The 19,759-nt window shown below is 66.4% G+C and carries 18 protein-coding genes and 2 riboswitches; of the genes, 10 read left to right on the plus strand and 8 right to left on the minus strand.

Features of this window, described 5'->3' with window-relative positions; translation table 11 throughout:
* Nucleotides 1-118: 118 nt before the first annotated feature.
* A complete protein-coding gene (locus ACP4XC_RS06510) occupies nt 119-757 on the minus strand; it encodes a VOC family protein (RefSeq protein ID WP_427174048.1) in 639 nt (212 codons plus the stop codon).
* A 160-nt stretch (nt 758-917) separates the two neighbouring features.
* A riboswitch (SAM riboswitch) is annotated at nt 918-1,033 on the plus strand.
* A gap of 45 nt (nt 1,034-1,078) precedes the next feature.
* Between ACP4XC_RS06510 and ACP4XC_RS06515 the strand changes: the two genes are divergently transcribed.
* From ACP4XC_RS06515 to ACP4XC_RS06530, 4 genes are all read left to right on the plus strand, one after another.
* Complete coding sequence (locus tag ACP4XC_RS06515; RefSeq protein ID WP_427174049.1) at nt 1,079-2,395, plus strand: bifunctional o-acetylhomoserine/o-acetylserine sulfhydrylase; 1,317 nt, start codon at nt 1,079-1,081, stop codon at nt 2,393-2,395.
* 179 nt (nt 2,396-2,574) lie between these two features.
* Nucleotides 2,575-2,690, plus strand: a riboswitch (SAM riboswitch).
* A gap of 12 nt (nt 2,691-2,702) precedes the next feature.
* Nucleotides 2,703-3,902, plus strand: a complete 1,200-nt coding sequence (gene metX / locus ACP4XC_RS06520) for a homoserine O-acetyltransferase MetX (RefSeq protein WP_427174050.1) — start codon at nt 2,703-2,705, stop codon at nt 3,900-3,902.
* 268 nt (nt 3,903-4,170) lie between these two features.
* A complete protein-coding gene (locus tag ACP4XC_RS06525) occupies nt 4,171-5,553 on the plus strand; it encodes an MFS transporter (protein WP_427174051.1) in 1,383 nt (460 codons plus the stop codon).
* A gap of 8 nt (nt 5,554-5,561) precedes the next feature.
* Nucleotides 5,562-6,680 (plus strand): zinc-binding dehydrogenase, encoded by a 1,119-nt coding sequence (locus ACP4XC_RS06530; RefSeq protein WP_427175037.1) that lies wholly within the window; start codon nt 5,562-5,564, stop codon nt 6,678-6,680.
* 3 nt (nt 6,681-6,683) lie between these two features.
* On the opposite strand, the gene ACP4XC_RS06535 is transcribed toward ACP4XC_RS06530, so the two are convergent.
* Entirely contained in the window at nt 6,684-7,589 is a 906-nt protein-coding gene (locus ACP4XC_RS06535; protein ID WP_427174052.1) for a LysR family transcriptional regulator, read from the minus strand.
* 232 nt (nt 7,590-7,821) lie between these two features.
* Between ACP4XC_RS06535 and mmsB the strand changes: the two genes are divergently transcribed.
* Nucleotides 7,822-8,724 carry a 3-hydroxyisobutyrate dehydrogenase gene (gene mmsB / locus ACP4XC_RS06540; protein WP_427174053.1) on the plus strand — a complete coding sequence of 301 codons (903 nt, stop codon included), beginning with the start codon at nt 7,822-7,824 and terminating at the stop codon, nt 8,722-8,724.
* A gap of 63 nt (nt 8,725-8,787) precedes the next feature.
* Nucleotides 8,788-10,272, plus strand: coding sequence for a CoA-acylating methylmalonate-semialdehyde dehydrogenase (locus ACP4XC_RS06545; RefSeq protein WP_427174054.1), 1,485 nt, complete (start codon nt 8,788-8,790; stop codon nt 10,270-10,272).
* Nucleotides 10,273-10,327: 55 nt separating this feature from the next.
* On the opposite strand, the gene ACP4XC_RS06550 is transcribed toward ACP4XC_RS06545, so the two are convergent.
* The gene (locus tag ACP4XC_RS06550; RefSeq protein ID WP_427175038.1) at nt 10,328-10,858 is read right to left on the minus strand and encodes a hypothetical protein; all 531 of its coding nucleotides are present in this window, start codon (nt 10,856-10,858) and stop codon (nt 10,328-10,330) included.
* A gap of 116 nt (nt 10,859-10,974) precedes the next feature.
* Nucleotides 10,975-11,772: an SGNH/GDSL hydrolase family protein gene (locus ACP4XC_RS06555; RefSeq protein ID WP_427175039.1), complete on the minus strand. Its 798-nt coding sequence runs from the start codon at nt 11,770-11,772 to the stop codon at nt 10,975-10,977.
* A gap of 148 nt (nt 11,773-11,920) precedes the next feature.
* Here ACP4XC_RS06555 and ACP4XC_RS06560 point away from each other — a divergent pair, with 148 nt between their 5' ends.
* Nucleotides 11,921-12,571, plus strand: coding sequence for an alpha/beta hydrolase (locus ACP4XC_RS06560; protein ID WP_427174055.1), 651 nt, complete (start codon nt 11,921-11,923; stop codon nt 12,569-12,571).
* Nucleotides 12,572-12,590: 19 nt separating this feature from the next.
* Here ACP4XC_RS06560 and ACP4XC_RS06565 read toward each other — a convergent pair whose 3' ends face one another.
* Entirely contained in the window at nt 12,591-12,827 is a 237-nt protein-coding gene (locus ACP4XC_RS06565) for an RNA-binding S4 domain-containing protein (RefSeq protein WP_427174057.1), read from the minus strand.
* Between the two features lie 33 nt (nt 12,828-12,860).
* Here ACP4XC_RS06565 and ACP4XC_RS06570 point away from each other — a divergent pair, with 33 nt between their 5' ends.
* From ACP4XC_RS06570 to ACP4XC_RS06580, 3 genes are all read left to right on the plus strand, one after another.
* Nucleotides 12,861-13,961: a DMT family transporter gene (locus tag ACP4XC_RS06570; protein WP_427174058.1), complete on the plus strand. Its 1,101-nt coding sequence runs from the start codon at nt 12,861-12,863 to the stop codon at nt 13,959-13,961.
* 136 nt (nt 13,962-14,097) lie between these two features.
* Nucleotides 14,098-15,483 carry a glycine--tRNA ligase gene (locus tag ACP4XC_RS06575; RefSeq protein ID WP_427174059.1) on the plus strand — a complete coding sequence of 462 codons (1,386 nt, stop codon included), beginning with the start codon at nt 14,098-14,100 and terminating at the stop codon, nt 15,481-15,483.
* A 2-nt stretch (nt 15,484-15,485) separates the two neighbouring features.
* Nucleotides 15,486-16,484 (plus strand): GNAT family N-acetyltransferase, encoded by a 999-nt coding sequence (locus ACP4XC_RS06580; protein WP_427174061.1) that lies wholly within the window; start codon nt 15,486-15,488, stop codon nt 16,482-16,484.
* A 90-nt stretch (nt 16,485-16,574) separates the two neighbouring features.
* On the opposite strand, the gene ACP4XC_RS06585 is transcribed toward ACP4XC_RS06580, so the two are convergent.
* The 3 genes from ACP4XC_RS06585 to ACP4XC_RS06595 form a co-directional block, all read right to left on the minus strand.
* Nucleotides 16,575-18,020, minus strand: coding sequence for a short-chain fatty acid transporter (locus ACP4XC_RS06585; RefSeq protein WP_427174063.1), 1,446 nt, complete (start codon nt 18,018-18,020; stop codon nt 16,575-16,577).
* Nucleotides 18,021-18,090: 70 nt separating this feature from the next.
* On the minus strand, nt 18,091-18,921 hold the full coding sequence (locus ACP4XC_RS06590) for a lysophospholipid acyltransferase family protein (protein WP_427174064.1): 831 nt from the start codon (nt 18,919-18,921) through the stop codon (nt 18,091-18,093).
* Nucleotides 18,922-18,957: 36 nt separating this feature from the next.
* Complete coding sequence (locus ACP4XC_RS06595) at nt 18,958-19,758, minus strand: DUF1295 domain-containing protein (protein WP_427174066.1); 801 nt, start codon at nt 19,756-19,758, stop codon at nt 18,958-18,960.
* Nucleotide 19,759 lies beyond the last annotated feature (1 nt).

A 19,759-nucleotide genomic window follows, 5' to 3' on the forward strand; every position in this document is an offset into this window, starting at 1 on the left:
GATTCGGCCGCTATCGGTGGGTGGCGTCATTGGCACCCGCTGATAGCGGCCGAAGTTTGAGGGCAGCAAACTGCCCTGGTCCTGACGGACCATCGGGATGGTTCAGATGGTGACGGGTTCAGATGGTGACGGCGCCCGAGGCGGTCTCGAACGTGACGGAGAGGATTCCCGGCGTTCCGTGCGGCGCGACCCAGTTGACGGCAACGTCTTCCAGCGGCCTCTCCACCGGCTCGCCCAGCCACTCAGTGACACGTTCGGCGGAGCCGGCGATGGTGAGGCTGGACATCTTGACGTTGCTCTCATAAGCGTTGGACGGGTGAAGCTCGGGATCGCCCTCCCACTTGAGCATGTAGGGGACCTGCGGGTCCGCAATGAGGCCCAGGATGCCGATCTGCTTCCAGACCAGTTCGCGTCCGTCGGGGAACTTGCGGTTGCCATTGACTGCCGCGCGGCCCAGGCGCTCTTCGAATGGTGCCAGGTCGTCCACTTCGACGCACCAGCCCATCCAGCCGCCGCCCGCCTCGGAACGCGCCCGGACGGCCTGCCCGAACGGCGCCTTGTCCGACGCCGGGTGGTTGAGGACCTCCACAACCTCGAGGTACTTGTGACCGGCCAGCGGAATAATCATGTTTCGTGTGCCGAAACGGGGGTGTACCCCGCCCTTCACGGCTTCGACGCCGAGGGCGGAAGAAATACGTTCGGTGGTGGCTGCCAAGCCATCCTGTTCACAGGCGTAAGAGACGTGATCCATGCGCATGCCATCATCTTGGCACTTTGTGATGGAGCTCTCAGCTAAGGGTTACCTAACCGTGGTGGGATGTCTCGCCCGGTGGCCCGGACGCGCCCAAAAAGCGGGCGCTGACGTCCTTCGTCACAAACCTGTTCAGCGCCGGCTTTCCGTTCCTACACTGGGTCCAGGTCATGAGCGCCAGCATCGAGCCCCGGCTTGCTGGCCGGCAACCCTCGTTCCGCGGTGGGGTGCCCCGGGTGAAGACCTGGCCCTCCGGCGCCCGCCGGACGGCAAGCGCGGCACTGGCCGGCCCGGCCGGCTGTGCCCTTGAGCTGAAGGAGTCCTCCGATGTCCAACGCATGGTCGTTCGAAACCCGCCAGATCCACGCCGGCCAGGAGCCGGACAGCGCTACCGGCGCACGCTCGCTCCCCATCTACCAGACGACGTCGTTTGTGTTCCCCAGCGCCGAAAGCGCCGCGAACCGCTTTGCGCTGGCCGAACTCGCGCCGATCTACACCCGGATCGGCAACCCCACCCAGGACGCGGTGGAGCAGCGGGTGGCGAGCCTGGAAGGGGGCCTCGCGGCGCTGCTGCTCAGTTCCGGCCAGGCCGCGGAGACTTTCGCGATCCTCAATGTCGCCGAAGCTGGCGACCACGTGGTGGCCAGCCCCAGCCTCTACGGAGGCACCTACAACCTCTTGGCGCACACACTGAAGAAATTCGGCATCTCGGTCACTTTCGTCGAGGATCCGGACAACCTTGAGCAGTGGCGCAACGCGGTCCAGCCGAATACCAAGCTGTTCTTTGGCGAGGTGGTCTCCAACCCCCGCCAGGACGTGCTGGACATCGAAGGTATTTCGCAGGTGGCGCACGACGCCGGTGTCCCGCTGATTGTGGACAACACGCTCTCCACTCCGTACCTGATCCGGCCGCTTGAGTGGGGTGCGGACATCGTGGTTCACTCGGCCACCAAATACCTTGGCGGCCACGGCAGTGCCATCGCGGGGGTGATCGTTGACTCGGGCAACTTCGACTTCGGCAAGGACCAGGAGCGGTTCCCCGGCTTCAACACCCCGGACCCCACCTACAACGGCCTGGTCTACGCCCGGGACCTGGGCAAGGACGGCGCCCTGGGAGCCAACCTCTCGTTCATTTTGAAGGCGCGCGTCCAGCTCCTGCGCGATCTCGGCTCGGCGGTGTCTCCCTTCAACGCCTTCCTGATCGCCCAGGGGCTGGAAACCCTGAGCCTGCGGGTGGAGCGCCATGTGAGCAACGCTCTCCGCGTGGCCGAATGGCTCGAGGCCCGGGAGGACGTGGAATCGGTGGCCTACGCCGGGCTGCCCTCCAGCCCCTGGTACGAACGCGGACGCAAGTACGGGCCGAGGGGTACCGGAGCCGTGGTGGCCTTCACTATTGCGGGTGGAGCGGAGGCCGGGAAGCGGTTCGTGGATGCACTGGAGCTTCACTCCCATGTGGCGAACATCGGTGACGTGCGCTCGCTGGTGATCCACCCGGCGTCGACCACTCACAGCCAGCTGACCGGGGAACAGCAGGAAGTGGCCGGAGTGACGCCGGGACTGGTCAGGCTCTCCGTGGGACTGGAACACATCGACGACATCATTGCCGACCTCGACGCCGGCTTCCGCGCCGCCAAGGGCGACTAGCGGACCAAGGGGCGAATAAAGACGGATGACTCAGGGCATCCGGAGGCCCTTGCCGGGCCTCCGGATGTCCAGCCGTGCGCAGCCGGCGGCCCTCCGACCAGCACACGCCGGGACGCCGGGAGTCACATTGGTGTCACATTCTTCGCCATTGCCGCAACCCATTTCGTAGACTCTTATCAGGTCATGAGTGCCAGCGACAGCCCCGGCTTGCTGGCCGGCAACCCTCCTTCCGCGGCGGGGTGCCCCGGGTGAAGACCTGGTCCGCCGGTCAGCTGACGGCGGGCAAGCGCGATGAAGAGGTCCTCACATGACGATTGCCGTCACCCGAAGCGGTGTACCCGGAACACAAAGCACCAACCACACGGCGGGCGCCCCGGCCCCTGCCATGCCCGCCCCCGACATCACCCAACCCGTCGGCAGCCAGCCCGACGGGACCGTCAAGTTCCTGCGCGTCGGAAGCCTCGATCTTGAAGCGGGCGGGCACCTCCCGGACGTCACCCTTGCCTACGAGACTTGGGGAACGCTCAACCACGACCGTTCCAACGCCGTGTTGATTCAGCATGCGCTGACCGGCAGCACCCACGTCACCAAGGGCGGGACTGACGAGGAGGGCTGGTGGGAACACCTGGCCGGCCCCGGGTCGCCCGTGGACACCAACAAATACTTCGTGGTTTCGATCAACATCCTGGGCGGCTGCTATGGATCCACCGGCCCGTCCACGCCCGCGCCGGACGGAAGGCCGTGGGGTTCGCGGTTCCCGCTGGTCACGCTGCGGGACACCACCTTGGCGGAAGCGCGGCTCGCCGACGCGCTGGGCATCGACAGCTGGTACGCGGTGGTGGGCGGCTCGCTGGGCGGTGCCCGGGCACTGGAATGGGCGCTCACCTACCCGCACCGGGTGCGTCGCTGCGGCGTGATCTCCATCGGCGCCAGCAGCACGGCTGAACAGATTGCCTTTGCGCAGGCGCAGACGCTCGCCATCCGCCAGGACGCGAACTTCCAAGGCGGCGATTACTACGGCGGCCCTGAGCCTGAGGCGGGACTGGCCCTCGCGCGGCGCATTGCGCACATCACCTACCGGTCGGCGCAGGAGCTGGATGTCCGCTTCGGACGCAACGCCCAAGGTGGCGAGGCGCCCCTCCAGGGTGTTTCCCTGGGGGAGCGCGGCCGGTATCAGGTGGAGAGCTATCTGGATTACCAGGGGACCAAGCTGGTTCGCCGCTTCGATGCCAACAGTTACATCGCCATCACCGAAACGTTGATGAGCCATGACGTCCGGAGGGGGCGCGGTCCGCTCAAGGAGGCCCTGGCCCGGGCGACGGCCGAATTCTTCGTGGCGGCGGTGGATACAGACCGGTTGTATTTTCCCGCACAGTCGTACGAGCTGGCGGCGGCGTTGCCCGGCGAGGTGCCCGTGCACGTGATCGAGGCGCCCATTGGCCATGATGGATTCCTCACCGAAATCGGCCAGTTGAACACGCAGCTGCGGGACACGTTCTTCTCCTAGGCGCGCGTTCATCCCTGATTTGGACGCCTGGCGGCATGCGCTCCTTCGGCCGCACGCCCCGCTGCGCGTCCCGCCGTGCGGCTGCTGTGCGGCTGCTGTGTGGCTGCCGTGTGCAATTTTGCAGAGCGCACCTGCACAAAAGGGCGTTGAGCCTGCGTCAATGTGAGTCCATACTCTAGGGGACCGGCGCTCGTGGTGCATATCACACACCCAGCCGGTGCCGACTGGTCCACAGGGTGTCGATGGAGACGCCGAAGGAGTTCACATCATGGCTACGCAAAACCCCTCCGCGGGGCGTGTCGAGGAAACCGATGTCAGGGCCTCCGGGCTCAAAAAGGTGGTGGCGGCCTCCATGGCCGGCACGGTGGTGGAATGGTACGAATTCTTCCTCTACGCCTCCGCCGCCACCCTTGTTTTCGGCAAGATGTTCTTCCCCAACTCCAACACGGAGCTGGACGGCATCCTCGCCGCCTTCCTTACCTACGCCGTCGGCTTCGTCGCCCGCCCGATCGGCGGCATCGTGTTCGGCCACTTCGGCGACAAGTTCGGCCGCAAGAAGCTCCTGCAGCTGAGCATCATCCTGGTGGGCGTATCCACCTTCCTGATGGGCTGCCTGCCGGGCTTCAAGGAGATTGGCTACTGGGCCCCGGCCCTGTTGGTCTTCCTGCGCTTTGCCCAGGGCTTTGCCGTCGGCGGCGAGTGGGGAGGCGCCGTCCTCCTCGTTGCCGAGCACAGCCCCAGCAAGTCCCGTGGTTTCTGGGCCAGCTGGCCCCAGTCCGCCGTTCCGCTGGGCAACCTCTTCGCCACCGGCGTGCTCTTTGCGCTGTCCTCCATGTTGTCCTCGGCTGATTTCCTCGGCTGGGGCTGGCGCGTCGCCTTCTGGCTGTCAGCCGTGATCGTCGTCGTTGGCTACTACATCCGCACCAAGGTCAGTGACGCCCCCATCTTCCTCGAGGCACAGAAGGAAGTGACGCTGGAAAAGAAAGGCTACGGCGTGGCCGAGGTCTTCCGCCGTTACCCCCGCGGCGTCTTCACCGCCATGGGCCTGCGGTTCGCGGAAAACGTCCTCTACTATCTTGTGGTCACCTTCTCCATCACCTACCTGAAGACCGTGGTCCACGCGGACACCACACGGATCCTGCTCCTGCTGCTGGTCGCTCACCTGATCCACTTCTCCGTGGTGCCCGTTGTCGGCAGGCTTTCGGACCACTTCGGCCGCAGGCCGGTCTACATGGCTGGGGCCCTGCTCGGTGCAACGTGGGGCTTCTTCGCCTTCCCCATGATGGACACCGGAAACGACCTCATCATCCTGGCCTCGGTCATCATCGGCCTGCTGTTCCATGCCCTGATGTACGCCGGGCAGCCGGCCATCATGGCGGAGATGTTCCCCACCCGGATGCGTTATTCCGGTGTATCCCTGGGCTACCAGGTGACCTCCATCGTGGCCGGTTCGCTGGCGCCGATCATCGCCGTCGCCCTGCTGAGCCAGTACAAGTCCTCCGTCCCGGTGGCCATCTACCTGCTCATCGCCTGCGCCATCACCGCCGTGGCCGTGTTCTTCCTTAAGGAAACGCGCGGCATCTCACTGCACGATGTGGACGCCGCCGATGCCCAGGGAACGGCGGACCTGCTGGCCGCGGCCCGAAAGTAGCCGTCATGATGCGCGCAGCCGTCCTCTACGCCCCGGTTCCGGCCGGAACCAGCTACACGACGGCCCGTCCGTTGGTCATTGAAGAGCTGGACCGGCCCAAACCCCGGGCGGGCGAGCTGGGCGTGGAGATCACCTACTCCAGCTTGTGCCACTCGGATCTGTCGGTGGTGGACGGCTCCCGCGTACGCCCGCTGCCCATGGCCCTGGGGCACGAAGCCGTGGGCCGCGTGGCTGCCGTGGGCCCGGGCGTCATGGACGTCTCGGTGGGGGACCATGTGGTACTGGTCTTCGTGCCGAGTTGCGGGAAATGCCGGGCTTGCCGGGCGGGCCGCCCCGCGCTGTGCCACCGGGCGGCGGAGGTCAACGGCACCGGGGACCTCCTGCACGGCGAAGCCCTGCTGAGGAGCAGGACGGGTGAGCGGATCAACCACCACCTCGGTGTATCGGCCTTCGCGGACTACGCGGTGGTGGCCAGGGAGTCGGCGGTGGTGATTGACGACGACGTCCCGGACACCACGGCGGCGATGTTCGGTTGCGCCGTGCTGACCGGAATGGGCACCGTGCTCAACACGGCGGCGCTGACACCGGGCCAGTCCGTGGCGGTCTTTGGGCTGGGGGCAGTGGGCCTGTCCGCCGTGATGGCGGCCGCAATCGGCGGCGCCGCTGCGGTGATCGCCGTCGATCCCAACGAAGCCAAGCACCAGCTGGCGCGGGACTGCGGTGCAACAGCCGTGGGAACGCCCGACGACGCCCCCCGTCTCATCGCGGACCTCACCGGTGATGGCGTGGACATCGCCGTGGAAGCCGTGGGATCGGCCGGCGTGATAGCCTCCTGCCTGGATTTCCTGACGCGCGGGGGCGCCGTCGTGTCCGTGGGGCTGCCCAATCCCTCGGCAGAACTCACCGTGCCGGCACTGCAGTTCGCCGGGGCTGGGAAACGCCTTCTGGGGTCCTATATGGGGGATGCCGTACCCGAACGGGACCTGCCGCTGTATCTCGGCTGGTGGCGGGAGGGCCGGCTGCCGGTGGAACTGCTCCATACGGACACCCGGCCGCTGGCCGAGATCAATGAGGGCCTCGACGCCCTGGCGGCCGGCCACGTGGTGCGCCGGCTGTTCCGGGCATAGCCCTCACGCCGCCAGGACCGCGTTCCGGCTGCCCACTTCGGCCGTGATCGCCTCGATCACGGCGCGGACCGGCGCCGAGCGCAGCGACTCGGGGCGCGCCACAGCCCAGATGGGGAGCTGGCGCTGGAAGACCTCCGGCAGCACGGGGACAAAATCCGGGTCGCCGGCCACCATGAAGTTGGGCAGCAGGCCAATGCCGGCGCCTCGGCGCACGGCCTCCACCTGGGCAAAGATGCTCGTGGCCTGAAAGCTGGTTTTCGGGGCCGGCAACTGTGAGGACCGGTGCCCGAGCTCCGTCACCTGCAGGGCCGACTCCACGTAGGAAACGAAGCCATGTTCACTGACATCGCCAAGAGTGGCCGGCACGCCCCGGTCCGCCACGTAGTGCCTGCCCGCATAGAGGCGCAGAAAGTAGTTGGTGAGGAAGATGGGCTGGGCGTTGGTGACCTCCAGCCGCCCCACCACAACTTCGAGGTCCACCCCGGAGCGGTTCTGGCTGACCTTACGGGTGGCGCTGAGCATCTCCACGTTCAGCCGCGGATTTTCCTGCTGAAGCCGCACCAGCGCGGGTGTGACGAACAAGGCACCGAATCCATCGGCCGTGCTGATCCGGACCAGCCCGGAGAGGGAATCATCGTCCGTGCGGATGGCTCCCGAGAGCGCTCCGAGCGTTGCCTCGATGGCCTCGGCGGCGGTCACAGCCTGGGCGCCCAGTTCGGTCAGTTCCCAGCCATGGGGTGCGCGCTCCAAGGTTCGGCCGCCCAGCTGCTGGTCCAGCGCCAGGATCCGGCGCGAGATGGTGGTGTGCGTAGTGCCCAGGGTCTCGGCCACCGCGTTGAATCGGCCCAGCCGGGCAACGGTCAGCAGGATCAGCAGGTCATCCGGGCTGGGAAGCCGTTTCGAATCCACGGTGCGGGCCTTTCCACTCTGCAGGTCGTCAGTGGCCTGCGCTTTTCGACTCGTGTGCATCCATGCACACGCCGTCTGTAGTTTTTCCCCTTGATTGCACTCTAACAGGGTGTGATGGTGGACAGGGAACATGCGTTTGGACGGGTGGCCGCAGAGCGGGGCGCTCGTCACGGTTCGGCACACAAACCGTTAGACAACACAAGCGTTTAGACAAAGCAAAGGAGCTTACGCCATGGCGGTAGTCGGTTGGATTGGTCTGGGAAACATGGGCGGCTCCATGTCAGCGAACCTGGCGAAAGCCGGGCATGAGGTGCGCGGGTTCGATCTGAACCCGGAGGCCGTGGCGGCCGCCGAAGCCGGCGGAGTCAAGCCCGTCGGAAGCATTGCCGAGGCGGTGCACGGAGCGGACGTGGTCTTCACCATGCTGCCCAAAGGTGAACACGCCCGCGCCGTCTACCTCGGCGACGGCGGGGTCCTGGCGAACGCCGATACCCGCACGCTCCTGGTGGACTCCTCCACCATCGACATCGCGTCGGCACAGGCACTGCACGACGCCGCCAGCGCCGCCGGCTTCCGCTTTGTGGACGCCCCGGTGTCCGGGGGAATGAGCGGAGCCAAGGCCGGGACCCTGACATTCATGATCGGCGGCGAAGCGGGCGCCGTGGCGGAGGCCACGGAATACATCAAGCCGATGGCTGCGAACATCATCCCGACCGGCGGCGCCACCACCGGCCAGGCCGCGAAAATCTGCAACAACCTCATGCTGTTCATCAACCTGGCCGCGACGGCCGAGGGCGCAGTCCTGGCGGACCGCCTTGGCCTGGACAAGCAGGTCTTCTGGGATATTGCCTCCGTCTCCTCCGGCGACAGCTGGGCGCTGCGCACCTGGTACCCGGTGGCCGGAGTGGTCCCCACGGCCGCGTCGAACAACGACTTCGCGCCCACCTTCACCACCGAGCTGGCCAACAAGGATATCGGCCTCGCCATCAGCGCGGCCCGCGACACCGGAATCCCGCTGGAAATCGGCCAGCACGTCCAGCAGCTTTTCCAGCGGCTCATCGACTCAGGCCAGTCGGGGAAGGACTGCTCCATGATCATCAAGCTGGTGGACGGTTCACTGGAGTCCGCCGGCTAGCCGCGGCATTCACCTCCCTGATCCCCCAATCCCTGAACCGAACTCCCTGAAAGAGACTTTCCCATGGAACGAATCCCGCATTTCATCAACGGCGGCAGGGTTGGCGACGCCGACCGCTTTGGCCCCGTCTTCAACCCCGCGACCGGCGTCCAGGAGAAGGAAGTTGCCCTCGCCTCCGCAGCCCGCGTGGAGGAAGCCATCGCGGCGGCCCGGGCCGCACTGCCAGGCTGGCGCGCCACCAGCCTGGCCAAACGAACCACCATCTTCTTCCGCGTCCGCGAACTGCTGACGCAGCGCAAATCCGAGCTGGCCGCGATCCTCACGAGCGAGCACGGCAAGGTGCTTTCCGACGCGGAGGGGGAGATCTCCCGTGGCCTTGAGAACATCGAGTTCGCCACCGGACTCTCCCACATGCTCAAGGGCGAACGCTCGGAGCAGGTTTCCAGCGGCGTGGACGTCCACTCGGTGCGCCAGCCGGTAGGCGTGGTTGCCTGCATTACCCCGTTCAATTTCCCCGCCATGGTGCCGCTCTGGATGATCGGGAGCGCCCTGGCCTGCGGCAACACCGTTTTGTTGAAGCCGAGTGAGAAGGACCCGTCCTCGGCCCTCTTCATTGCCGAAGTCTTTGCCGAGGCGGGTCTGCCGCCCGGCGTCCTCAACGTGGTGCACGGGGACAAGGAGGCTGTGGACGTCCTCCTGGAACACCCCGACGTCAAGGCAATCAGCTTCGTGGGATCCACCCCCATAGCGCAGTCCATCTACAAGCGCGCCGCCGACCACGGGAAGCGCGTCCAGGCACTGGGCGGCGCCAAGAACCACATGGTGGTCCTGCCCGATGCGGACCTGAACATGGCCGCCGACGCCGCAGTCTCAGCAGCCTACGGCTCCGCGGGCGAACGCTGTATGGCCGTCAGCGTCCTGGTGGCCGTGGGAAATATCGCCGATGACCTCGTCAAGGCGATCTCCACCCGCATGGCTGAGCTGAAAATCGGCCCGGGGACGGATCCGGCCTCCCAGATGGGGCCGCTGATCACAGCGGAACACCGGGACAAGGTGGCATCCTACGTAGCGGGGGCAGAAGCCGAAGGTGCCACCGTCGTCGTGGACGGACGTTCCCAGGCGTTCGACTCGGACGGCTTCTTCCTGGGCGTCAGCCTGGTGGATAACGTCAAGCCGGGAATGAAGGTCTACGACGACGAGATCTTCGGTCCCGTGCTGTCCGTGGTGCGCGTGGACACCTACAACGAGGCCGTGACGCTGGTCAACGAGAATGAGTTTGGCAACGGAGTGGCGATCTTCACGCGCGACGGCGGAGCGGCGCGGCAGTTCGAGTTTGACGTCGAGGCCGGCATGGTGGGCGTCAACGTTCCGATCCCGGTGCCGGTGGGAACCTTTTCCTTCGGCGGCTGGAAGAACTCACTCTTCGGCGACACCCACATGTACGGCCCCGAGAGCATCAGGTTCTACACGCGCGGCAAGGTGGTCACCACGCGGTGGCCGGATCCGTCGACGTCTGTCATCGACCTCGGATTCCCGCAGGTGGACTGAGCCGGGCAGATTGTCCGGGTGCGGACGCGGGACCCGGTGGGACGCTGAGGACGGTCTAGCCCCTCATAATCTCGTCGCGCCGGGCCATGTAGTCCTCCATGGCGATTTCGCCGTTGCTGTATTGCTGATCCAGTTCGGCGAGTTTCCGGGCCCGGTAACCCTGCGGAGCCGACGGCGGAGGGGGAGTGGCGGGGGCGGCAGGCTGCTGCCGCTCTTGGGCCGGGCTGTTGCCGGGGTACTGGTTGGCAGGGTAGCCGGGACTGTCCTCGAACGGGACGGGACCCTGATAGCCGGGGGTTCCGTACCCGGGACCCTGCTGACCGTACGCCTGCTGGCCCGGCACGGGAAACGGGCCCGGCGGCGTCGGCTGCTGCCGGTCGTTGATCTGCCCGAAGCCGCCGAAGTAGTCCTGCTGCGTGTAACCGTCCCGGGGCTGGTCGCCGGGACGGCCGTGGCCCTGTTGCGGGAACTGGCCCGGATACGGTCCGCTGAAGCCCTGGTCCCGGTTACGGCCCCGGACGGACCGCTTGTACATCCTCATCCCGACGGGAATCACGAACGACAAAATGATGATCCAGAAGAACATGCTGCTCACAGTAACGGGCCTCTCAGAAGTGTCCCTTCAGCTTAACCCCCGGGCAGCTTAACCCCGGGGCGTTGCCGGTGCGCCCATGGCGAAACGGGCGCGCCTGGTCCGCACGCCTAGACCCGGCCGGGCTCCTCCGAAGCACGCGGACCTTCGCCCGAGCCCAGCGGCATTCCCGGCCCGAAGACGGGACCGGGAGTGGGCCGCTTTGCCGTGATGCCGTCCCCGGAGGACTGGTGGCGCAGCCGGCGGACCACCCACGGCACAAAGTATTCCCGTGCCCACACCAGGTCGCCCGAACGCGCCTGCCGCCAGCTTCGCTGCGGCATCGGTTTGGGCGACAACGGCTCGAGCGTGTGATGGACGTTGAGGGAATCCAAGACCATGGCCGCGATGGTGTGATGCCCCAGAGGGGAGAAATGCAACCGGTCCTGGTCCCACATCTGCGGGTCACTTAGCTGGCGCAGCGACCACATGTCGGCAATGATGGCATCGTGGCGGGTGGCCACAGTCCGCAGGTTCTCGTTGTAGATGGCGATCTTGCTGCGGATGCGGCTTAGCACCGAGGACCCGGTATCGGGGCCGTTGAACAAAACCACCGTGGCCCCGCCCATGGTGAGGATGTGGACCACCGAATCCAGCTTCTCCGCCAGCGCGTCCGGATCGCCGCCTGGCCGGATGAGGTCGTTGCCGCCGGCCGAGAGCGTGACCAGGTCCGGCTTCAGGGCGAGGCAGGGAGCAAGCTGCTGGTCGACGATCTGCTGCAGGAGCCTCCCGCGCACAGCCAGGTTGGCGTAGGCGAAGTCGGCATGCCCGCGGCTCAGTTCCTCGGCCACTCGGTCCGCCCAGCCCCGGTGGCCGCCCGGACTTGCGGGTTCGGGGTCGCCGATCCCCTCTGTGAAGGAATCGCCCATGGCCACATACCGTCCCCAGGGGTGGCTTTGCACGGCATCCCGGGGCTCTGATTCGGTTCCTGGTTCAGTCACCTTCTTATCCTGCACTCCCGACGCAAAGCTACGCCACCGTAGGTTGTTACCGACGGGTAACTGTAAGAATGGACCCATGACTCATGCTGATGCCTTTGCTGCCCCCGTTGTCCAGTGGTCCCTGTCCGAGGAAGCCAGGGCCGGCAAGCCGCTTCTGGTCATGCTGCACGGCTACGGCGCCAACGAGCAGGACCTGCTGAGCCTGGCGGACATGCTCCCCGGGAAATTCGCGGTTGCGGCGGTCCGGGCTCCCATCGCCATGGGGCCAGGCTTCACGTGGTTCCCGCTGGTGGACTCTCCCGATTACTCAGTGGAGGCTGTCAAAGACGCCGCCCGCTATGTCCTGGCCTGGCTCGACGGAGTTAAGGACAACCACCCGTCCGTCACGTTGCTCGGCTTCTCCATGGGCATGGCCATGGCCACCACAGTGCTGAGGCAGCGTCCCGCCGACTTCGCCGCCGTCGTCGGGCTCTCAGGATTTGTGATCGACGCCGGTGACGATCCCAGCTTCCGCGACGATGAACTGACCGGAACCGTGCCGCTGTTCTGGGGCCGGGACCAGCAGGACCCGGTGATCACCCCCGACAAGATCGACTACACGATGGGCTGGGTCCGCAAGCACGTCAAACTCACCAAAGTGCTCTACACGGGAATGTGGCACAGCATCAACCAGCAGGAAATTGGCCATGTCTCTGAGTTCCTCACCCACGAGGTGCTCAACAAGTAAGCCCGGCCAGCGAAGTGCCTCAGGCCCCGGCCGGAGTGGAAACCCGCACTGTCCGTCCGTTCACGGTGACGGTGTCGCCGCCGTGGAGCTGCCGGCCGCGCCGGTCGTCGATTTCCCCGTTGACCTTGACCAGGCCGTTCTTGATCAGCTCAGCGGCCTCGACCCCGTCTTCCACGAGATTGGCGAGCTTCAGGAGCTGGCCGAGCCGGATCATGTCGTCGCGGATGGGGATCTCTTCGATTTCGGGGTTGCTCATATAAGCAATGATGCCTGACGTAAGGTGAATCCAGTGACCCATGCACCCCGCCTCCCGATCCTCGTTGGCCTGCCGCTGGCCGTCGCCGCCGGACTTGCCATACCCGTCCAAGGCCGGATCAACGGCGCCCTGGGCGTCCGCCTCAACGACGGCATCGCCGCGGCGGTGGTGAGCTTCACCACCGGCCTGCTCCTGATGATTGCGGTTTCCCTGGCGCTGCCCAGGGGCCGCGCCGGACTGGCGCAGATCGTGCCCGCCCTCCGGGAGCGCCGGTTCCCGCCCGTCTATGTGATGGCCGGCGCCATTGGCGCCTTCTTCGTCTTCGCCCAGTCCTTCACGGTTGGGCTGCTGGGCGTGGCCCTGTTCACGGTCGCAACAGTGACAGGCCAGACCCTTAGCGGACTCCTGGTGGACCGGATGGGCATCGGACCGGCGGGCCGGAAGTCCGTTACCGGAATCCGGGTCCTGGGCACTGTCCTGACCATTGCAGCCGTCGCGTGGGCGGTGTCTCCCCGGTTCGGCGGTGGCCCGGGAGCCGCCAGCGCGGATCCGGCGCAACTGCTGCTGCCGGTGCTGCTTCCCGTTGCCGCCGGTTTCCTGATGAGCTTCCAGCAGGCCATGAACGGAACGGCCACGATGCACTATGGAACGCCCATTGCGGCCACCTTGGTGAATTTCATCGCCGGCGCCACCGTGCTGTGGGCGGCCTGGCTGATCAAAGTGGCCGTGGCCGGAGCCGGTAACGCGCTGCCGGGGGAGTGGTGGTACTACCTGGGCGGCCCCATGGGATGCGCTTTCATCGGGCTGGGTGCGCTCCTGGTCCGGAGCCTGGGCGTGCTGGTCACGGGACTGGGGATGATCGCGGGACAGTTGCTCGGCTCGCTTGGCCTGGATGTGTTCTTTCCGACGCCGGGAACGGTGGTGGCACTGGCAACGGTGCTCGGAACCGTGGTCACTCTTGGAGCCATCATCCTTGCCACCCTCCCGTGGCCCCGTGGCGCGTTCAGGCGGGAGCGCCCGGTGAAACGGGGCGCCACACCCACACCCGGAGCCGGCCAGCTTCCAGCCGCCGCCGGGACGCCACAGGGCGGCTCCAGTAAGGCTGCGCCACCTGGAGAGAGCCCGGGCCGGTAGGCTTGGACACGCAGCCTCCTGCACATTACTTTTACACGCCCCTTTTCGCATCGCCCCGCCCGGCAACCAGCCGGGGACCAGGGGCCAGAAACCGCGGACCGCACCCAGCGGCCCTGTAGAAATTGGAGTTTCCCCCATGGCAGCAAAATCCGTTCTCGACCAGGTCATCTCACTCTCCAAGCGGAGAGGCTTCGTATTCCAGGCCGGTGAAATCTATGGTGGCTCCCGTTCTGCGTGGGACTACGGCCCCCTGGGTGCGGAGCTGAAGGAAAACATCAAGCGCCAGTGGTGGCAGTCCGTGGTCCGCGGACGCGAAGACGTCGTGGGCCTGGACTCCTCGGTGATCCTGCCCCGCCAGGTCTGGGAGGCGTCCGGCCACGTGGACGTTTTCTCCGACCCGCTGGTGGAGTGCCTCTCCTGCCACAAGCGTTACCGTGCCGACCACCTCGAAGAAGAGTACGAGGAAAAGAAGGGCCGACCGGCCGAGAACGGCCTGAAGGACATTGCCTGCGCCAACTGTGGCACCCGCGGTCAATGGACCGAACCCCAGGAGTTCTCCGGCCTCCTCAAGACCTTCCTTGGTCCGGTGGCCAATGAGGAGGGCATGCACTACCTGCGTCCCGAGACGGCCCAGGGCATTTTTGTGAACTTCAACAACGTGCTCACCACCTCGCGGAAGAAGCCGCCGTTCGGCATCGGCCAGATCGGCAAGTCCTTCCGCAACGAAATCACGCCGGGCAACTTCATCTTCCGCACCCGCGAATTCGAGCAGATGGAAATGGAATTCTTCGTGGAGCCCGGCACCGATGAGCAGTGGCACCAGTACTGGATGAAGGAACGCATGGACTGGTACACCGGCCTGGGCATCAAGCCGGAAAACCTGCGCTTCTTCGAGCACCCCCTGGAAAAGCTGAGCCACTACTCCAAGGGCACCACCGACATCGAGTACCGCTTCGGCTTCCAAGGCTCTGAATGGGGCGAGCTCGAAGGCATCGCCAACCGAACGGACTTCGACCTCACCACGCATTCCAAGGCGTCGGGCCACGACCTGAGCTATTTCAACCAGGCCACCAACGAGCGCTACACCCCATACGTGATCGAGCCCGCCGCAGGCCTGACCCGCTCCTTTATGGCGTTCCTGGTGGACGCTTACACCGAGGACGAAGCCCCGAACGCGAAGGGCGGGGTGGACATCCGCACCGTGCTGAAACTGGACCCGCGCCTGGCGCCGGTCAAGGCCGCCGTGCTGCCGCTGAGCCGCAACGAGGACCTGTCGCCGATGGCCAAGGCCCTGGGCGCCCAGCTGCGCAAGAACTGGAACATCGACTTCGACGACGCCGGCGCGATTGGCCGCCGTTACCGCCGCCAGGATGAGATCGGCACGCCGTTCTGCATCACGGTGGACTTCGAAACGCTCGAGGACCAGGCCGTCACCATCCGCGAGCGCGACACCATGGGCCAGGACCGCGTCTCCCTGGACAAGGTGGAGGGCTACCTGGCCGCGCGGCTGATCGGCGCCTGAGCATGGCCATCGAATACCGGGAGTGGCGCGAGGGCGACGACCTCGCCCTGCTGGAGATCTGGGGCGACCCTGAAACGGTGCAGGCCGGTCAGTTCCGCGGCACGCTTGCCCCGTCAGGCAACTCACCGTGGCGGCGCTGCATCGTGGCCGAGGACGTTGTGGACGGGGTCGGCATTCCGGTGGCCGCTGCTGTGGTCCATGAGGCCTCGCTGCATCCGGAACGGCTGTGGGCTTATATCGAGGTGGCACGCGACCACCGCCGCCAAGGCATTGGTTCCACCCTGCTGAGCATGCTGCGCCACGAAACGAAGGCCTCGCCGTCGGGCGTGTCCCGGCTCCGGTGCAAGGTTGAGCCGGGCACCCCTGGCGCCGGCTTCGCCGAGGCGGCGGGACTGATGCCCATCCAGCGTTCACGGCTGGTGGTGGTGGACCCGGCGCCGCTTAAGCTGCCGGTCTTCGGCGACGGCTCCGAGGCCGCCGCGTCCGAGCAGGTGGAGGACCTCGCCACCGGCTCGGTGGAGCTCAGCGACGTTGTGGGCCGCTATTACACGTCGGTGCACGGTTGGGACAGCCCGGGGGAGTTGGGCATCCCCACCGTTCAGCGCCTTTTCCTGGACGATCTCACGGGCGCGCACGGTGCTATCGTGCTCCGCGCGCCAAAGGCGAGCGCTTTCGGCCAGGGCGTGCCGGCGAGCAGGAAGGGCAGGCTCGAGGCGTTTGCCATTAGCTATGCCCAGGTCAGCCCCGCACCCGGACAGGCCGCCCAGGGCCAACCGGCCCAACCCTCCGACGTTTTCATCGGCCACGAGCCGGAGCTCTCCCCGGAGGACGCCGCGGCCGCCGTGCGGGACCTGTTGGCGCTGATCGCGTTCCAGTACCCGGTCATGCTGGAGCTGGATGACTCCATGACCGCAGTGCGCGCTGTCGTCGAGCCGTTGTTGGAGATCGGTAAGGCGCACCTCCAAGGCGCGGAGACGCTCGTGGTGGCCGACCCCGCGTAGCGGGCCTCAGGCACACCAGGCACAGAGAAGGACGGGTGGCTTCCGCTGAGGAAGGCACCCGTCCTTCTGTCTTGTTGCAGGTGTTTGTTGCTACTTGCCGGCCGGCAAGACGGGAGGCACGAAGTCGAATGTCATCCCCAGAAGCCATACGAGCAGCAGCACCACGGGGAGATGGAACACAAACTGCAGGAATGTGAAGCCCACAAGGTCACGCGCACGCAGTTTCAGCACCGCGAGCAGCGGAAGCATAAAGAAAGGGTTGACGAGGTTGGGCAGAGCCTCGGCGATGTTGTAGATCTGCACCGTCCAGCCCAGGTTCATGTGCACATCCGTGGCGGACTGCATCACGTAGGGCGCCTCCACCAGCCACTTGCCCCCACCGGAGGGGACGAAAAGGCCCAGGACGGCGGTGTACAGGGCGATCACGACGGCGAACCCTCCCCCGCCGCCGATGTCTGCGAAGAATCCCGCCAGATGCCCGGAAAGGGACATCCCTCCGTTGCCGGTGGCCTTGGTCAGGATTGCTGCCATGGCCGCGTACAGGGGAAACTGCACGAGGATGCCGGCGGTCGCGGGCACGGCTTTCGTTACGGCCTGCAGGAAATTGCGGGGGGTGCCGTGCAGCACGAGTCCAAGGATCAGGAACACCAGCAAGTAGCCGTTCAGGCTGCTCACCACCGCCAGGAAGGGTTTGCTGAGGAACTGCGAGACCAGCCATCCGAGGGTAAGAACGCCCGCCAGAATGGGCAGGATCCTGCTGTATTCGAGCCACTCGCCCGGACGGGAACGGGGAGCGGCGGCGCCTGGCGCATCGTCGAGGTCCACGCCGAGGTCCGCAGCGGTGCGGATGGAGCCGCCGCTTGGGGCCGAGAAATGGGCAATCACCGCGGTCAGGGCAATCAGGATGGCCAAGGTGAGCAGTGACTGCCACGTGAAGATCGTGGTTCCGAAATCCAGGATGCCGGTGATCTTCAGGAGCGCCGGCGGCAGCGACGCCGCTGTGGCCTGCAGCTGCGCGGCCGAAGATGACAGGCCCAGGGCCCAGATGGCGCCGAGGCCCATAAAGGCGGCCGCGCCCAGGGCCCGGTAGTCCACTGTCAGGTCCTTCCGGCGCGCAATCGCCCGCGCCAGCAGGCCGCCGAAGATCAGGCTGAGGCCCCAGTTGAGGAAGGAGACCGACATGGACAGCAGTGCAACGAAGGTGACCGCGGTACGTGCGGTGGACGGTACCATCGCGAGCCGTGCGATCAGTCGTGCCACAGGGGGTGATGTTGCCACAACATAACCGGTCAGCACCACCATGGCCATCTGGAGGGTGAAGGCGGTGAGGTCCCAAAAGCCGTTGCCGAACGAGTCCGCGATGGACTGGGGCGAGGCCCCGATGGCCAGAGCGGCCACGGAGATCAGGACGACGCCGGCCAGGGCGAAGATGTAAGCGTCCGGAAACCACTTCTCCGTCCAGCCCGCGAGCCTTTGGGCGATGCGTGCGAGACCGCGTTCTTCGGTTCCGCTTTTTGTCAGCACTGTGTCTGCCACAGGAAGGATCCCTCTCCATTGAGTTGATTTACCCCAAGGAGCATAGTCAAACCGCTGGAGCGAAGCGGGTTTATCGGCTTCGGCCCCCCGCGCGCCGCGGTCCTTCCGCCTCGTCGAGCCTGCGGCGTTCCTCCTCGGTGGGTGCTCCGCCGCCCAGATGCGCGGGCATCCACCACGCGCCGGGGGCCGGGGCCAGCGGAAAATCCGCGATGCCGGCGTCGATCCCCGCCTGAAGCACCCGGCGCAGCCTTTCCGTGGCCGCCTGCGCGTCCTGTGCGGGTTCCGGCAGGGAATCCGGCAGGAGGGGTTCACCCACGTGGATCCGGACAGGGGCACGCCAGGCCCGGCGTATGGAGAAGCCGTGGCGCCTGGTCATGAGGCGGTGGGAACCCCATACCGAGACCGGAATAACGGGCACTCTGGCTTCCGCGGCCATCCGTACGGCACCGGTCTTGCATTCGCGGACCGTGAAGCTGCGGCTGACGCCGGCCTCGGGAAGAATGGCGATGTACTCGCCTCCGCGCAGTTTCCCGACGGCGGCATCGTAGGCGCCGGCGCCTGACCCGTAACCCACCACGACGTGCCCCGCGGCGCTGACGGCCGGCCCCGCGAACCAGTGGTCGGCCGCGCCCTGGGTGATGAGGAAGCGCGGTTGGGCCCGGGCGTGTGCCCACAGAACCAGTTCAGCAAAGGCGAAGTCAAGGTAGCCGAAGTGGGTGATGGCGATGACCGCGCCGTGGCCCGGAACTGGGCGCCGGGATGCGCCGTTGAGCGGGTCCGGCGCGGGAAGGTGCTCCGCGCCCGTCACCAGAACCCGGATGTCCAAGGCCCATCGCAACAGCTGTCCGGTGCGGACGATCATCCGGTAGAAGTGGTCGTTGGGTTTGGGGCGCCAGGGCATCGCGGAGACTCCTCTGCTTCGGTTGCGTTCCGGGGACTACCGGCGTTTGGGCGCCCAGGGGATGAAACCGCTGGTCGATTCCACGTATTCGCGGTAACCAGGCCTGTTGGACATGGCTTGTTCGGTGAGCGGTTTCCCGGTCTTGCCGGCCAGGGCCCACACCATCAGGGCAGGGGAGAGGATGGTCAGCACTCCCGGCCAGGAGTCCGCGGCGATCAGGAACAGGCCGGTCCAGACGGCTGCGTCGCCAAAGTAGTTCGGATGCCGGGTATAGCGCCAGAGTCCGGTGTTCAGGACTGTTCCCCGACGGGCCGGGTCCTTCTTGAACCGGGCGAGCTGCCAGTCACCGACCGTCTCGAACAGGAAGCCCAGCACCCACAGTGCCGCTCCCAGCAGGGCCAGCCAGCCGAGGGCTCCGGTTTCGAACATTCCCACCTGGACGGTCAGGGAGACAAAGAGCATCACGATTCCCTGGGGGAGGTAGACGCGGCGAAGGGCAAAGACGTTGCGGGACCGGGGAGCCGTGCTGAGCATGGCCTGGTAGCGCGGATCCTCGTGGCCGTCCCGGGCTCGCCAGCCAATGTGCGCGCCCAGCCGCAGCCCCCACACGGCGGTGAGGACCAGCAGCAGCAGGCGCCTGCCGTCGTCGCCCGTTCCGGCCGAGAGCAACCAGGACACCCCGGCGACGGCCACGAAACCGGGGCCCCACGCGACGTCCATGACCGAATGCCGGTGCTGTGCCAGTGCCACAGCGAACGTCACGGCCAGCACACCTGCCACGGCCAGGGCCGTCCAGGGCAGGCTCGCCAGGAACTCCGGCCACGGAAAGGAAGGCATG

Origin of the sequence: Arthrobacter sp. 92 (assembly GCF_050260325.1) — a bacterium.
Lineage (GTDB): Bacteria > Actinomycetota > Actinomycetes > Actinomycetales > Micrococcaceae > Arthrobacter.